This is a genomic window from Sphingomonas sp. FW306-1B-B10E, assembly GCF_058782005.1.
In genome coordinates this window covers 45,076-59,461 of sequence record NZ_JBYSXG010000024.1, presented here as the reverse complement: position 1 = coordinate 59,461, position 14,386 = coordinate 45,076, and the positions used below count along the sequence as shown (strand labels likewise).

Annotated in this window: 12 protein-coding genes; 7 read left to right on the top strand and 5 right to left on the bottom strand. The window is 66.6% G+C overall.

Annotation, left to right across the window (positions count from 1 at the left end; translation table 11 throughout):
* Nucleotides 1-82: 82 nt before the first annotated feature.
* The 3 genes from AC3WJI_RS11330 (at nt 83) to AC3WJI_RS11320 (ending at nt 2,261) form a co-directional block, all read left to right on the top strand.
* Entirely contained in the window at nt 83-1,294 is a 1,212-nt protein-coding gene (locus AC3WJI_RS11330) for a cysteine desulfurase (RefSeq protein ID WP_492757375.1), read from the top strand.
* Nucleotides 1,291-1,785 (top strand): SUF system Fe-S cluster assembly protein, encoded by a 495-nt coding sequence (locus AC3WJI_RS11325; protein WP_492757374.1) that lies wholly within the window; start codon nt 1,291-1,293, stop codon nt 1,783-1,785. Before AC3WJI_RS11330 ends, AC3WJI_RS11325 begins: the two co-directional genes overlap by 4 nt.
* A gap of 119 nt (nt 1,786-1,904) precedes the next feature.
* Nucleotides 1,905-2,261: a HesB/IscA family protein gene (locus AC3WJI_RS11320; protein WP_492757373.1), complete on the top strand. Its 357-nt coding sequence runs from the start codon at nt 1,905-1,907 to the stop codon at nt 2,259-2,261.
* On the opposite strand, the gene AC3WJI_RS11315 is transcribed toward AC3WJI_RS11320, so the two are convergent.
* Entirely contained in the window at nt 2,258-3,322 is a 1,065-nt protein-coding gene (locus AC3WJI_RS11315; protein WP_492757372.1) for a glycosyltransferase, read from the bottom strand. The genes AC3WJI_RS11320 and AC3WJI_RS11315 overlap by 4 nt on opposite strands.
* A 116-nt stretch (nt 3,323-3,438) precedes the next feature.
* On the opposite strand from AC3WJI_RS11315, the gene mgrA reads away from it, so the two are divergent.
* Entirely contained in the window at nt 3,439-4,500 is a 1,062-nt protein-coding gene (mgrA, locus tag AC3WJI_RS11310; RefSeq protein ID WP_492757371.1) for an L-glyceraldehyde 3-phosphate reductase, read from the top strand.
* Nucleotides 4,497-4,964 (top strand): GreA/GreB family elongation factor, encoded by a 468-nt coding sequence (locus AC3WJI_RS11305; protein WP_492757370.1) that lies wholly within the window; start codon nt 4,497-4,499, stop codon nt 4,962-4,964. The genes mgrA and AC3WJI_RS11305 overlap by 4 nt, the downstream gene beginning before the upstream one ends.
* A 191-nt stretch (nt 4,965-5,155) precedes the next feature.
* Here the strand turns inward: AC3WJI_RS11305 and AC3WJI_RS11300 are convergent, their stop codons facing one another.
* Together AC3WJI_RS11300 and ligA are read right to left on the bottom strand one after the other, a co-directional pair.
* The gene (locus AC3WJI_RS11300; protein WP_492757369.1) at nt 5,156-8,482 is read right to left on the bottom strand and encodes a TonB-dependent receptor; all 3,327 of its coding nucleotides are present in this window, start codon (nt 8,480-8,482) and stop codon (nt 5,156-5,158) included.
* Between the two features lie 167 nt (nt 8,483-8,649).
* Complete coding sequence (gene ligA / locus AC3WJI_RS11295) at nt 8,650-10,782, bottom strand: NAD-dependent DNA ligase LigA (protein ID WP_492757368.1); 2,133 nt, start codon at nt 10,780-10,782, stop codon at nt 8,650-8,652.
* 73 nt (nt 10,783-10,855) lie between these two features.
* Between ligA and AC3WJI_RS11290 the strand changes: the two genes are divergently transcribed.
* Together AC3WJI_RS11290 and AC3WJI_RS11285 are read left to right on the top strand one after the other, a co-directional pair.
* On the top strand, nt 10,856-12,103 hold the full coding sequence (locus AC3WJI_RS11290; RefSeq protein ID WP_492757367.1) for an MBL fold metallo-hydrolase: 1,248 nt from the start codon (nt 10,856-10,858) through the stop codon (nt 12,101-12,103).
* A 32-nt stretch (nt 12,104-12,135) separates the two neighbouring features.
* A complete protein-coding gene (locus AC3WJI_RS11285) occupies nt 12,136-12,633 on the top strand; it encodes a hypothetical protein (protein ID WP_492757366.1) in 498 nt (165 codons plus the stop codon).
* Between the two features lie 10 nt (nt 12,634-12,643).
* On the opposite strand, the gene AC3WJI_RS11280 is transcribed toward AC3WJI_RS11285, so the two are convergent.
* The gene (locus AC3WJI_RS11280; protein ID WP_492757365.1) at nt 12,644-13,216 is read right to left on the bottom strand and encodes a DUF3617 domain-containing protein; all 573 of its coding nucleotides are present in this window, start codon (nt 13,214-13,216) and stop codon (nt 12,644-12,646) included.
* 80 nt (nt 13,217-13,296) lie between these two features.
* Nucleotides 13,297-14,301: a hypothetical protein gene (locus tag AC3WJI_RS11275; RefSeq protein WP_492757364.1), complete on the bottom strand. Its 1,005-nt coding sequence runs from the start codon at nt 14,299-14,301 to the stop codon at nt 13,297-13,299.
* Between the last annotated feature and the right edge of the window lie 85 nt (nt 14,302-14,386).

The following is a 14,386-nucleotide window of genomic DNA, read 5'->3' as shown; positions in this document are numbered from 1 at the left end:
GGGTTGGGGTGGGGCCTGTCCCCGAGCCGTTCGCTTGCGGCACTGCCCCACCCCCAACCCCTCCCCTGAAGGGGAGGGGCTTATGAGCGTGGCACTCGACACCCGCCCCCTCGACCTGCTCGCCGACTTCCCGGCGATCCCCACGGGCTGGGCCTATCTCGACACCGCCGCGACCTCGCAAAAGCCGCGGCCGGTGCTCGACGCGATCGCGCGCGGCTATGGCGAGACCTACGCCACCGTCCATCGCGGCGTGTACCAGCGCTCGGCCGACATGACGCTCGCCTTCGAGGCCGCCCGCGAGCGGGTCGCCAAGTTCATCGGTGGAAAGCCTGAGGAGACGATCTTCGTCCGCGGCGCGACCGAGGGGATCAACCTCGTCGCGCAGTGCTGGGCCGGCACCCAGCTCCAGGCCGGCGATCGCATCCTGCTCTCGACGCTCGAGCATCATTCGAACATCGTGCCCTGGCAGATGGTCGCCGAGCGGATCGGCGCCGCAATCGACGTGATTCCGCTCACCACCGACCACCGCATCGACCTCGACGCGATGGCGGCGATGATCACGCCGCAGCACAAGCTCGTCGCGCTAGCCCATGTCTCGAACGTGCTCGGCTCGGTGCTCGATGCCAAGCGCGCTTGCCAGATCGCGCATGCGGCCGGCGCGAAGATCCTGCTCGACGGCTGCCAGGCGGTGCCGCGCCTGCCGGTGAACGTCGCCGAGATCGGCTGCGACTTCTACGTCTTCTCCGGCCACAAGCTCTACGGCCCCACCGGGATCGGCGTGCTCTGGGGCCGCGCCGAGCTGCTCGAGGCGATGCCGCCCTACCAGGGCGGGGGCTCGATGATCGACCGCGTGACCTTCGCCAAGACGACCTACGCGCCGCCGCCGGGTCGGTTCGAGGCGGGGACGCCGCACATCGTCGGGGTGATCGGCCTCCACGCTGCGATCGATTATGTCGAAGGCATCGGGCTGGACCGCATCCACGCGCACGAGACCGCGCTCGTCGCCCAGGCGCGCGAGGCGCTGTCGCAGATCAACAGCGTCCGCCTGTTCGGCCCCGACGACAGCGCCGGGATCGTCAGTTTTGCGGTGGAGGGGGTGCATCCGCACGACGTCGCCACCATCTTGGACGAAGGCGATGTCGCGATCCGCGCCGGGCATCACTGCGCGCAGCCTCTGATGGACGCGCTGGGGGTGCCGGCGACGGCGCGGGCGAGCTTCGGGGTCTATAATGGAGCGGCCGACATCGCCGCTCTGGTCAAGGGTGTGGAACGCGTGACGAGGATTTTCGGGTGAACGAGGAACGCAGAATCGTGAGCGAGGAAGTCGACGCCGTCGCGCCGCCGCCCAAGGCGCGCGTGGACGACGCCGTCACGCCCGTCGAGCCGTCGGAAGGCGTGCAGGAGACGTTCGAGCGCAAGCGCGACTATCTCGCCGGCTTCCTGTCGCAAAAGCCCCAGCCGCATGCCGCGGGCGAGCCCGGCGGCGCGCTCTACGAGTCGGTGATCGACGCGCTCAAGGAAATCTACGATCCCGAGATCCCGGTGAACATCTACGATTTGGGGCTGATCTACGGCGTCGACATCACATCCGATGGCCATGCCGCGGTGACGATGACGCTGACCACGCCGCATTGTCCGGTGGCGGAGTCGATGCCGGGGGAAGTCGAATTGCGTGTCGGATCGGTGCCGGGGATCGGCCATGCCGAGGTCAACCTCGTCTGGGATCCGCCCTGGGACCCGCAGAAGATGACCGACGACGCCAAGCTGGAACTGGGGATGCTGTAGAGTTCCCCTCCCGCTTGCGGGAGGGGTTAGGGGAGGGGCTGTTCAGGCCGCGCCACTCCCTATCTAGTTCAGGCCCTCCCCCGACCCCTCCCGCAAGCGGGAGGGGAGCGAGAAAAGAGATGACCGACACCAAGCTCCGCCAGCGCCCCGCTGCGCTCAACCTGACCGCCTCCGCCGAGGCGCGCATCGCCGCATTGATGGCCAAGGCGCCTGAGGGCACCATCGGGGTCAAGCTCTCGACCCCGCGTCGCGGCTGTTCGGGGCTGGCTTATTCGGTCGATTACGTCACCGAGGCTGCGCCGTTCGACGAGAAGATCGAGACGCCGGGTGGCACTTTCTATGTCGACGGCGCCTCGGTGCTCTACCTCGTCGGCTCGACGATGGACTGGGTCGAGGACGATTTCACCGCCGGCTTCACCTTCCAGAACCCCAACGCCAAGGGCAGCTGCGGCTGCGGCGAGAGCTTCACCGTCTAGGCGGCCAGCCGCGCGCGCATTCCGGCGGCCATCGCCGCATAGGCCTGCGCCTCGTCGTCGATCCTCAGCGATTCGTACAGCATCGCGAGGTTGCCCGCCGCGAGGTGGCTGCCGCAGCCTTCGGTCGATCCGTCGAGGTCGGGTCGCTCGCCGATCTCGAGGCAGCGCTTCCAGCTCCCTTCGACCACCGGGAGCAATTCGGCCATCGCGATGTCCGGCCGGCGGCTGGCGAGTTCGAGATAGAGATCCGCGACGGCGAAGAAGAAGTCGGGCGAGCGTTGCCAGCGGGCATGTTCGGCATCGATCAGCGCCACGCCTTCGTCGAACCGTTCGGCGCGCTTGAGCGCCTGGATCAGCGCGACGACGATGCCGTGGCGATAGGCGGTGTCGGGGGTGCTGGTGCGATGCGCCGCGAACAGCGCGTCGGCCGCCTCGCCCGGCTGGCCGCGCACGAGATGCTCGCGGCCGAGCTGGTACCAGAGATAGGAATCGTTGGGATGGGCGGCGATTTCGGCGCGCAGCAGCGCCTCGTTGCGCCCGGCCTTGCGCGCGAGCTGCGCTTCTTCGAACCCGTCATGCCGCAGTGCGAGCGACAGCAGCACCATCGGCAGCGCCGAGACCGGCTGCTCGTGAATCCGCCCTTCGTAGCGCACCCCGCGCGGCAGCACCCGCGGGATGAATTTGCGGGTCACCGGCTGGTCGGGCGCGGCCTGGTTGACGATGCGGACGCAGCCCAGGAAGCGCGGCTGCGCCGGGGCGGGCGGCAGTGTCTCCGGGCCGAGCGCGCCGGCATCGCCCTCGAGCCAGTCGTCGGCGTCGAGGATCAAATTCCAGTCGGCATCCGAATGATCGAGCGCGGCGTTGCGCGCGGCGGCGAAATCGTCGCACCACGTGAAGGAGTGCACTGTCGCGCCGCAGCCTTTAGCGATCGCGACGGTGTCGTCGGTCGATCCTGTGTCGAGCACGATCATCGCGTCGACATAGGGCCGCGCGCTCTCCAGGCATCGCGCGATGCAGCGCGCTTCGTTGCGGGCAATCACGACGAGCGCGAGGCGCGGCATGGGCAATCCTTGACTGAACTTCGGTACGTCCTGACCATTATAGGACGCTTGGTGACTGTGCCGCGCCGCCGGATCGGCTACAGCCGCGCAGCACCTTTCGTCGGAGAGTAGATATCATGGCCTATCCCCAGCCCTGGCACGCCGATGCCGACCGCTATGACGGTCGCATGCCCTATCGCCGCTGCGGCCGCTCGGGGCTCGACCTGCCGGCGATCAGCCTCGGCCTCTGGCAGAATTTCGGCGGCACCGACGTGTTCGAGACCGGCCGTGCGATGCTCCGCCGCGCGTTCGACCGCGGCGTCACCCATTTCGACCTCGCCAACAATTACGGCCCGCCCTACGGCTCGGCCGAGGAGAATTTCGGCCGCGTGATGGCGGCGGACTTCGCGAGCCACCGCGACGAATTGGTGATCTCGACCAAGGCGGGCTGGGACATGTGGCCGGGGCCTTACGGCGACGTCGGCGGCAGCCGGAAATACCTCATCGCCTCGTGCGACCAGAGCCTCAAGCGGATGGGGCTCGATTATGTCGACATCTTCTATTCGCACCGCGTCGACCCCAAGACCCCGCTCGAGGAGACGATGGGCGCGCTCGCGCAGCTCCACCGCCAGGGCAAGGCGCTCTATGTCGGCATCTCGTCCTACTCGCCCGACCTGACCCGCCAGGCCGCGGCGATCCTCGCCGAACACAAGGTGCCGCTGCTCATTCACCAGCCGAGCTATTCGATGCTCAATCGCTGGATCGAAGGCGACCTGCTCGACACGCTCGACGATCTCGGCACCGGCTGCATCGCCTTTTCACCGCTCGCGCAGGGGATGCTGTCGTCCAAATATCTGAACGGCGTGCCCGCCGACGCGCGCGCCGCCAAGGGCGGGTCGCTCGGCGAAGGGCTGTTGTCCGACGAGAATATCGCCCGCATCCGCGCGCTCAATGCGATTGCCGAGAAGCGCGGTCAGACGCTCGCCCAGATGGCGATCGCCTGGGTGCTGCGCGATCCGCGGGTGACCTCGGCACTGGTCGGCGCGCGTACCGTCGAGCAGCTCGACAACTCGCTGGATGCCGTGAAGCGGCTCGATTTCTCGGCGGAGGAACTCGCCGAGATCGATCAGCATGCAACCGAAGGCGCGATCGACCTTTGGAAGGTGTCGTCCACCTTAGAGGATCTGCCGCAACGATGAGCGTCGCCTTCCGCCGCGACAGCGACGAGGAACACAAGGAACCCAAGTTCGAGATCCCGCTCCCCGCCGGTCCCAATCTGGTGACCGCGCGCGGGCGGGCGCTGATCGAGGCGAAAGTCGCCGCGCTCGAAGCGGCGGTCGCCGCCGCGACCGAGGACGAGCCGCGCGAAGTGCTGAAGCGCGAGCTGCGCTATTGGAACACGCGGCGGACTACCGCCGAGATCGCGCCGCCGCCCGAGGATGGCGTTGTCGGGATCGGCTCGCGCGTGCATATCCGCCTGGCCGGCAAGGAGCGGGTGATCGACCTGGTCGGCCATGACGAAGCCGACCCGCATGCCGACCGGCTGGCCTTCTCGGCGCCGCTCGCGCAGGCGCTGCTCGGAGCGGAAGAGGGCGAGCGCGTCGACTTCAACGGCCGCGCCGAGGCGATCGAAATCCTCGAGGTTTCCGCGATCCCCGAGTGATCCGGGCCAGGCCCGGCCCGTCCTCCCGTTCGCCCTGAGCTTGTCTAAGGGCCGTTCTTCTTTGCCCCACACGCGAGAACGGCGCTTCGACAAGCGCAGCACGAACGGAAATGGGGACCCTCGTACCCGCAAACGAAAAGGGCGCCGGTCCGAAGACCGACGCCCTTTCGTCGTTGGAGCGAAGCCCCTCCTTAGAAGGAGAAGCGGGCGCCCACGCGGATGAGGTACAGCGAGCGGCGGACTTCCAGCGTGCTGGCGTTCGGCTCGATATAGCTCGAGTAGCGATACTGTGCGCAAGGCTGGTTCGGCGCAGTGTTGACCACGCCCGCGCCCGGCGTGGCGCCGGTGGCGACTGGCGCCGACAGACACTGCACGCGGACCGCGTCTTCGACGTACGGGAACAGCGCCTGACGGAAACCACCCCAGTTCTTGTTGAGGAGGTTCGGCAGGTTCTCGATGTCACCGAACAAGGCGATGCGCGACTTGCCGATGAAGGTCGGGATTTCCTGCTCGAGGTGGATGTCCATGCGGGTGTAGGCGCGCGAACGGGCGCTGTTACGCGGGGCGATCTTGCCGCGATAATCCTTCAGGTTGGTGTTCGCGACCAAGTTCTCCAGCGCCGCCTGCGTGGTTGCGGTGTCGTAGCTGACCAGCGGATCGCTCGCGCCGGTCGGTACGTAGAGCAGGAAGCGATCGGTGCGGCCGGTGACGCCGAACACCGGGCTACGGCCGCTCGTGATCACGTCGGACATCGTGTAGCTGTACGGACGGCCCGCCTGGGTCTCGCCGAACAGCTGGATGCGAGTCTTGTAGTCGCCGTAGAAGGCATGGTCGAAGCCGACGCCGTACTTGAACGACCAGGCGACCTGATCGTTCGAGGTGCCGTAGGCAGCGCCGCGACCGTCGAGGAACGCGCCGTTGCCGTAGTTCGAACCTGCAGTCGACGAAGTCGCCGGCGCCTGATCCTTCACGTCCTGCTGCGAGTAAGCGAAGTTCAGGTTGAGACCGAAGTCGAAGTCCTTGCTCACCCGGACGACGCCGATATGGCTGCGGCCCTTCGACGAGTTGGTGAGCAGGATGTCGGTGTTGGTGTTGGTGCCGACCAGCGGACCGTAGCGGGTGCGGCCGTCCGGCAGCACACCGATCGGGACCGAGCGGAGGTCGGTGAAGAACACCGAGGCGTTGGTGCGGCTGAAATAATAGTCCGCACCGAAGCGCCAGCCGCCGCCGAGGAAGTTGCGCGGCGTCCAGTCCGCCGACAGCGTCGCCTTCCACACGTTCGGGATCTCGAAGTCGGGATCGAGCGCGTTGATGTTGGCGAGGCCGTTAGCGCCGGTGTTCGGGATCTGCGCCTGGAGGCCGGCCGGGATCGAGGTGCCGGTGACGCCGTTCAGCAGGGGCTGTGCCGCGGCCGCCGCGACATTGGCGCCGTTGATCTGATAGCCGGTGGTGCAGCTCGAGCTGATCGCGCAACGCTGCACGGTCACCGAATTGATCGCCACGCCGCCGACGCCCGCACCCGCGTTCGAATAGCTGTTCGACAGGTAGACGTCCGGCGTACCGCCGCCGAAGATGCCGACGCCGCCGCGGATCTTGAAGTCGTCGATCGGCTTCCAGTCAGCGCCGATGCGCGGCTGGAACAGGCCCTTGCCCGCGACGGTGTGGGTGTTCGAGAACCCATAGCGGCTGGTGAAGCCCGGGTTGAGCGGCACCGGCGTGTCGGCGTCGAACAGGTCGTAGCGCAGGCCGACATTGACGTTCAGGCGATCGGTGACCGCGATGTCGTCCTGGATGCCGAAGGTGTACTGGCGATACTTGAAGTCGGCCGCGGCCTGGTTCTGATCGCCGGTCGCGGTGTTCTGATAGACCACCTGGCTGGCGGTGCGGTTCTGGAAGTCGGCGAGCGAGTCGAAGTAATAATTGCCCAGCGTGTTCTGCAGGAACACGTTGAAGATGCGCGCCTCGTTCATCTCGGCGAGCAGGCGCAGGTCGTGCGAGCCCTGGCTCCAACGGGCCTGGATCGAGCCGCCATAAGTGTCGGTGTAGAACTGGTTGGCCTGGGTCGAGTTCTCGACGCCCAGTGCGTAGACCGTGTTGTTGGGACCGCACGAGGTCGCGTTGTCGGCGGCGATGCCGCCGGGCGAGTCGTTGGTCGGATCGCTGCAGACGCGGAACTGGGCAAAGCCGCCCTCGCCGCCGGGCAGACGACCGCGCTCGTAGCTCTTGTAGAGGAAGCGCGCTTCGGTCGAGAAATTCTCGCTCCACTGCGAGTTCAGCTGGAGGATGCCGGCGCGGAGCAGCTCGGTGTTGCTGTAGCTGTTCGACTGGAGACCGAAGCCCGGCGTGTTGCCGTTGGTGCTGACGTTGCCGAGAACGTCGATCGTGTCATAGGCGTTGATGTACGACACCGACAGGCGATGATCGTCGTTGATCTGCCAGCTCAGCTTGCCGACGATCTTCTCGTCCTTTTCCTGCGACGTCGTCAGGATGCCGCCCGCGTCATAGCCGTAGACGCTGTTGGCGATCGAGGCGACCTGCGCGGCGGTCGCTTCGCTGGCGCCGGGAATCGCCGAGAACGGCTGAAGCGGATTGCCCTGCTTGTTGCGTTCGGCCGAGATCATGAAGAACAATTTGTCCTTGATGATCGGACCCGACAGCGTCGCGCCATAGGTCTCGCTCTTGTAATCGAGCGGGATCGTGGTGCTGCCGATGCGGGTGCCCGAGAGCGAATCGTTGTTCTGCGAATAGAAGCCGGTGCCGTGGAACTCGTTGGTGCCCTGGAGCAGCACTGCGTCGACTGCGCCGCCGAGGAAGTTGCCCTGGCGGATGTCGACCGGCGCGAGCGAGACGGTGAACTGGCTGATCGCGTCGATCGGCACCGGACCGCGGCGGGTCGGGTTGGCATCGGGGTTGAGGCCGAAATTGTCGCTGACGATCACGCCGTCGATCGAGAAGCGGTTGAAGCGCGGGTTGACGCCTGCGAACGAGATCGAGCGGCCGCCCGACGCGGTGTCTTCCATGCGCGCGAAGGGATCGCGGCGCATCAGGTCGCGAATGTCGCGATTGACGGTGGCGACTGCGGCGATCTGCTCGCGGCGCAGCAGCGTCTGCGGGCCGGTCGAGGTCGAGCCGGCGCCGGCGAGCGACGAGGCGGTGACGACGATCTCGCTGCCGGCATCGGCGGACGCGTTCGACGCGAGGTCGATCGGCACGTCATAGGGCTGGCCGACGACGGTGAAGATGTCGGTGACGGTGACGTTGCCCGAGGCGCTCTGGACCTCGACCGTGTAAGGGCCGCCCGGACGCAGGCCGCCGGCGTTGAAGGCGCCGCTCGCGTCGGTGGTTGCCGTGGAACGCTGCCCCGTCGCGGTGTCGGTGATGGTCACGGTCGCGCCGCTGACTGCGGTGCCGCTCGAGACCACGGTGCCGCGGATGTTCGAGGTGGTTTCCTGCGCGCTCGCGGCGGCAGGAATCATCAGCGCGGCTACAGCCACGCCAGCGAAGAGCTTGGTGCGCATTGGTAGAAGTCCCTTTCGGAGTGCCCTGGGTGCACGAATACACGCGCGGTGTCGTTCACCGTCGCGCCGCCCTTGGGATTGAAATATGTCGGCTAGATGACAGTCAATCTGGCAACGCTGGACAAGCCGTTGGTAACAGTTGATTCATTTGTTGCGTTGCAAAAAAGTCACTTGGCCGCGGCGACGATTTCCGCCCATTCGCTCTCGCTGATCACGCGGATTTCGAGTTCGGCCGCCTTTTTGAGCTTCGAGCCCGCGCCCGGCCCGGCGATGACCAGATCGGTCTTGGCCGACACCGATCCCGCGACTCGCGCGCCGAGCGACTCGGCCTGGGCCTTGGCCTCGTCGCGGCTCAGCGTCTCGAGGCTGCCGGTGAAGACCAGCGTCTTGCCCGAGACTTCGGACGCGCGCGTTTCCACCACGAAAGGCGGCGGCGAGACTTCGGCGAGCAGGTCGTCCCACACCGCGCGGTTGTGCGGCTCGTGGAAGAAGTCGGCGAGCGCCTGACCGACCGCGCCGCCGACATTCTCGACGCCGATATGCTCGGCGACCGCCTTGTCGAGCCGGGCGCGGTGCTTGGCCTCGCTCTCGCCGAGGACCGCCGGCAGGGCCTCGCGCAACGCGATCACTTCGTCGGCGAGCTTCTGCAGCGCGTCCAGCGTCGTGTAGCGTTTGAGCAGGTCGCGCGCAGTGATCGCGCCGATGTGGCGGATGCCGAGTCCGAACAGCAGCCGCGCCGCATCGGGCGCGCGCTTGGCCTCGATCGCGGCGAGCAGCGCGTCCACCGACTTGGCCTGCCAGCCCTCGCGGCCGAGCAATTCGTCGCGGTGCGCGGCGAGACGGAAGATGTCGGCGGGTTCCGCGATCCAGCCGAGATCGAGCAGTTCGACCAGGGTCTTCTCGCCCAGCCCCTCGATGTCGAGCGCGGCGCGGCTGACGAAATGCTTCAGCCGCTCGAGCCGTTGTGCCGGACAGATCAGACCGCCGGTGCAGCGGACATCGACTTCGCCTTCCTCGGCGACTGCCTCGGAGTCGCAGATCGGGCAATGGTCGGGGAAGGCGTAGGGCGGGCGGTCCTCGTCGCGGCTGAGATTCTCGACGATCTGCGGAATCACGTCGCCGGCGCGCTGGAGCATCACCCGGTCGCCGGGGCGAACGCCCAGCCGCGCGATCTCGTCGGCATTGTGCAGGGTCGCATTGGTCACCACCACGCCGCCGACGGTGACCGGCTCGAGCCGCGCGACCGGGGTGAGCTTGCCGGTGCGGCCGACCTGGATGTCGATCGCGCGGAGGGTGGTCTGCGCCCGCTCGGCCGGGAATTTGTGCGCGAGCCCCCAGCGCGGCGCCCGCCCGACAAAGCCCAATCGCGCCTGCCAGTCGAGCCGGTCGACCTTGTAGACCACGCCGTCGATGTCGAACGGCAGGTCGGCGCGCTGCGCCTCGATCACGCGATAGTGTGCCAGCGCAGCGTCGATCTCGAACGGCCCGGCGAACAGGTCGGATACCGGAAAGCCCATCGCGCGGATCGCGGCGATTGCTTCCGCCTGGGTCTCGCCGGGCAGCGCGCTGGTCTCGCCCCAGCCCCAGGCGAGGAAGCGCAGCGGCCGCGATGCGGTCACTTCGGCATCCTTCTGCCGCAGCGATCCCGCCGCGGCGTTGCGCGGATTGGCGAACTGCCGCGCTTCCTTGTCGGTCCCCTCGGCTTCGGCGAGCAGGCGGGCGTTGAGCGCCGCGAAATCGTCCTTCGCCATATAGACCTCGCCGCGCACCTCGAAGATCGCGGGCGCGTCGGCGATCGTCTGGGGCACATCCGCGATGGTGCGGACATTGGCGGTGACGTCCTCGCCGATCTGCCCGTCGCCGCGCGTGAGCGCCTGGACCAGCCTGCCCTCCTCGTAGCGCAGCGAGCACGATAGCCCGTCGATCTTCGGCTCGGCGGTGAGCGCGATCGCCGCATCCTCGGCGAGGTTGAGATAGCGCCGCACGCGGCCGAGGAAATCGGCCACGTCGGCATCGCCGAAGCCATTGTCGAGGCTGAACATCGGCCGCGCATGCGCCACCTTGGCGAGCCGCCCAGACGGCGCCGCGCCGACCTTGCGCGACGGCGAGTCGGCGCGGACGAGATCGGGAAACGCCGCCTCGATCGCGCCGTTGCGCCGCATCAGCGCGTCGAATTCGGCATCGCTGATCTCGGGCGCGTCCTCGCCGTGATAGCGCGCATTGTGGTGTGCGATCTCGGCGGCGAGCTTTTCGAGCTCGGCCGAGGCGGCTTCGGGGGTCTGGGGCAGCGCGGCGGTCATGTCTCCCGGGTTAGGGGAGGCGGCCGCCGCCGATCAAGCTTGATTGCGTGCCTCAGCGTGGCGATAGGGGCGAATGCGCCTGCTAAAGCTCGCCCTTGCCGGGCTGTTGTGGACCGTGGTGATCCTCTGCCTCGCGGTCACCACGCTCCCCCATTTCCTCGACCGCATCTATTATCGCGGGCCGGTGAGCGGCCATTTCGACGGCGCGCATTTCTTCAATCCCGACGGCGACGACGATTCGCTGCCCGCCGGCACCAGCCGCACCCGGCTGATCGCGCAGCGGCTGTTCGGCGATCCGACCCAGCCGGCCTGGCCCGACCGTGTCGCCGTCCGCCCGTCCAAGCCGCTCGCGCGCGTTGACGGCGCCGCGATGCGCGTCACCTGGATCGGCCATGCGACGGTGCTGATCCAGACCAGCGGGCTCAACATCCTCACCGACCCGGTATGGAGCGACAGCGCCGGCCCGTTCGGCTTCGGCCCACAGCGCGTCGCCGAGCCCGGCGTGCGCTTCGACGATCTGCCCGAGATCGACCTCGTCGTGGTCAGCCACAACCATTACGACCATATGGACCTCGCCACGCTCAAGCGGCTCTGGGATCGCGATCAGCCGGTGTTCGTCACGAGCCTCGGCAACGACGCGTTGCTGCGCGGCGCGGGCATTCCGGCGCGCAACGCGACGACCGATTGCGGCCGATGCCCGGGCGTGCAGGCGCTCGACTGGGGCGGCGGCACCGAAGTCGCGGGCAATGCGATGGCGCGCTGGTCGCAAAAGTCCGAAGGCGGCGCCCCGCTGGCGCGCGTCGTCGTCGTGCGCAACCACCATTGGGACAGCCGCTGGTTCGCCGACCGCAACCGCGCGCTGTGGTCGGCCTTCGTCATCCAGACGGTCAGCGGCGGCACTATCTTCTTCTCGGGCGACACCGGGCTCGGGGACGGCAAATGGCCCGCCGAGGCCGCCGCGCTCGGCCCGATCCGCTTCGCCGCGATTCCGATCGGCGCGTTCCGCTTCACCGAAGGCCAGATGGCGAGCGGCAGCCATATCGGGCCGCAGGGCGCGCTCAGCGTGTGGGACGGGCTCGGCCGGCCGTTCGCACTACCGATCCATTGGGGCACCTTCCGCCTGTCGCGCGAAGGCTATGCCACCCCGCCGCACATGCTCGACGCGATGCTGCGCTGTGCCGGCAGCGATCCGGCGCGCTTCCATGCCGCCGCGATCGGGGTGCCGTTCGACGTCCCCCCGCTCGGCGCCGCGCCGCCGCGTCCCGATCTGGCCAAGGTCGCGGCCTGTGCCCGCGCCGGCCGCTTCGACACACTCCGCTGACCGGCTTGAGCCCGGTTCCGTGCGCGGGTATCGTGGCCGGCGGGAGAGGGGCTCTGGAACAGGTCAACCGCCGCGCCGCGCGCGTGCCGCGCCGCTACGAGACGACGATCGACCGTACCGGGCTCGCGCTCGGCGCGGGCAGCGCGCTCGCCGGCGGGATCGTCTTCGCATTGCTGCTGCTCGGCGGCCAGCGCGACCCGCTCGCCTTGCTCGCCGGCTGGCTGATCGGCAGCCTGTTCTCGGGGATCGCGATCACCGCGGTGGGTGGCCCGATCTGGCTGGCGCTCCACGTCGCCGGGCACCGCCGCGCCTGGCATGCCGCCGCGGTCGGCGCCGCCACCGCGATGCTGCTCTTCGTCGGCGCGCAGACCTATGGCTTCGGCCTGTTCGACATGCCGGTGATGGACGAACGCACCTGGCTGTTCCGCTGGCTGAGCGCGCTGGCGTCGAGCGCGCTGCTCGCCGGGATCGCCGCGGCGATCGGCGCAGTGATGTGGCGGATCGCCTATCGCCGGGGCAGCGAGGCCTGAGCGGCGCGGCTCAGTCCTGTGCCTTCCCGGGGCACTCGCCGACGCGCGACCCGGCGGTGCGCATCCGCACCAGCGAATAGCCGGGCTGGCCGGCGACGCCGGTCTTGTTCTCGGTGACCACGTCGAAGGCCGTCGCCGCGCTGGTGCCGCTGATCGTGATCGCGGTCGCCGGCGCATTGGGCTTGGTGCACTGGATCTTGGCGTCGACCTTGCCGCCCTTCGCCACGTAGCGAATGAAGGTGCACTGGCCCGCCACCTTTTCGAGCTTGGCGATGTCGAAGGGCTTCAGCTGCTCGGCGGTGCGGCACTCGGTGGCGTCGCGCTCGAGGCTCTTGGCCATATCGAGCTGGCGGGCATTGTCCGCACCCGGCCCGACATCGACCGCCTCGATATGCAGATTCGCCTTCCACAGCCCGGGCTTGGCCGCGGTCTTGGGCGCGGCAGCCTTGATCAGCTTGGCGACCTGGTCGGAGGGGGCGTTGGTCACGTCGATCTCGCCGGTCTCGGCGGCGTGCTTCTCCTCGGCGGACTGGCAGGCGGAGAGCGCGAGGGCGGCGGCGGCTAGGACGAGAGTGGCGCGCATGTACGAGTTTCCTGACGGTTGGGCGCGGACTGAAAGCGGAAATGGAGGCGGTTGGCAATGAGGCTGTGGTGCCCGGGTATTCAGTCAATTAAATCCGGGAGTTCCTGGGCCAGCCTGAAACGATGGTTATCCATGAGGGCGCGGCATCGGCCCCTCTCGATATAAATTGCAGCAAAGCGATGGTTGTTCACCTGCAGAATGCCATTCGGCTCACGTTTGCCAATCATGTGAGAAATTTTCTCTTTGATGATTGGGACGTCGGAATCTGAGATCCCATCTGTTGTAGCAAAAACACGGCGAGCGCTCGTATCTGTCGTAGTCAACATGGCATTGTTTTGATCGAGGAAGCCGTATCCCATGAAAACAAGTGTCTCGGCTTCCCGCATCAGATTCTTGGCATCGGAAATCACGCCTTCGTCAGCGCTTTCTGTAAAGGTTTGGATGCCGTTGGAGATCGTCAGAAAGTCGCAGTCATGTCCACCAAACCGCGCGATTCCGGTTCCACCCTGCCAAGGCAGGTTTCCAACCCGCCCGTAAGGGTGGATGATGGTTAGGCGGGAGACGCAACTAATCGCTTGCTGCGGCGACGCGTCAAAATATGTCATTATAGAATTTACTAAAAAGTGTTCAAGGCATCTGTCATAATTGAACACCACAAATGCTACATTATCGAATAGACTCGCTAGGTCATTTACGGATCTGCCGGCAGTCAACAACCTCATTAGTGGCATATACCAACTTGCCTGAAGTTTGTCTCCGATCAGGTAACGATCAACTCCCGCTACAGGTAATTTCGCATAAATATTCAGAGAGGATGCGCGTTCTTTTTCGAGTATCGCAACTGATATAGCTAATTTTCCAATATCTCTAACTCTAGAATCTTCGCGATGTGCATGGAGATAGTTATCTATTGAGATCGCGAGCGGCAATCCGTATCGAATTTGATTTGCTGCATCAAAATATGCGTCTAGAGCATTCGTATATTCATTGCCCATATCTCGCTGGGCCATCTGGAAGATAGCACGATTTATTGCTGTGTTTCTTAGACCCCTTTCGCCTTCCTTCGGCGTTAGAAGTTCGGTCAAGGCTTCTCTCAATTGATCCCCGGAAGGTAGGCCGAGGTCGCAGCTGGCCCCTGCGCCAAGTACAAAAACCGTTCGTCGCGGAAAC

Excerpts from the sequence above, each read along its gene's own strand:
- AC3WJI_RS11315 (WP_492757372.1), bottom strand. The coding sequence starts at position 3,322 with ATGCCGCGCCTCGCGCTCGTCGTGATTGCCCGCAACGAAGCGCGCTGC.
- AC3WJI_RS11280 (WP_492757365.1), bottom strand. The coding sequence starts at position 13,216 with ATGCGCGCCACTCTCGTCCTAGCCGCCGCCGCCCTCGCGCTCTCCGCC.
- AC3WJI_RS11300 (WP_492757369.1), bottom strand. The coding sequence starts at position 8,482 with ATGCGCACCAAGCTCTTCGCTGGCGTGGCTGTAGCCGCGCTGATGATT.
- AC3WJI_RS11320 (WP_492757373.1), top strand. The coding sequence starts at position 1,905 with ATGACCGACACCAAGCTCCGCCAGCGCCCCGCTGCGCTCAACCTGACC.
- mgrA (WP_492757371.1), top strand. The coding sequence starts at position 3,439 with ATGGCCTATCCCCAGCCCTGGCACGCCGATGCCGACCGCTATGACGGT.
- AC3WJI_RS11305 (WP_492757370.1), top strand. The coding sequence starts at position 4,497 with ATGAGCGTCGCCTTCCGCCGCGACAGCGACGAGGAACACAAGGAACCC.
- AC3WJI_RS11290 (WP_492757367.1), top strand. The coding sequence starts at position 10,856 with ATGCGCCTGCTAAAGCTCGCCCTTGCCGGGCTGTTGTGGACCGTGGTG.
- AC3WJI_RS11330 (WP_492757375.1), top strand. The coding sequence starts at position 83 with ATGAGCGTGGCACTCGACACCCGCCCCCTCGACCTGCTCGCCGACTTC.
- ligA (WP_492757368.1), bottom strand. The coding sequence starts at position 10,782 with ATGACCGCCGCGCTGCCCCAGACCCCCGAAGCCGCCTCGGCCGAGCTC.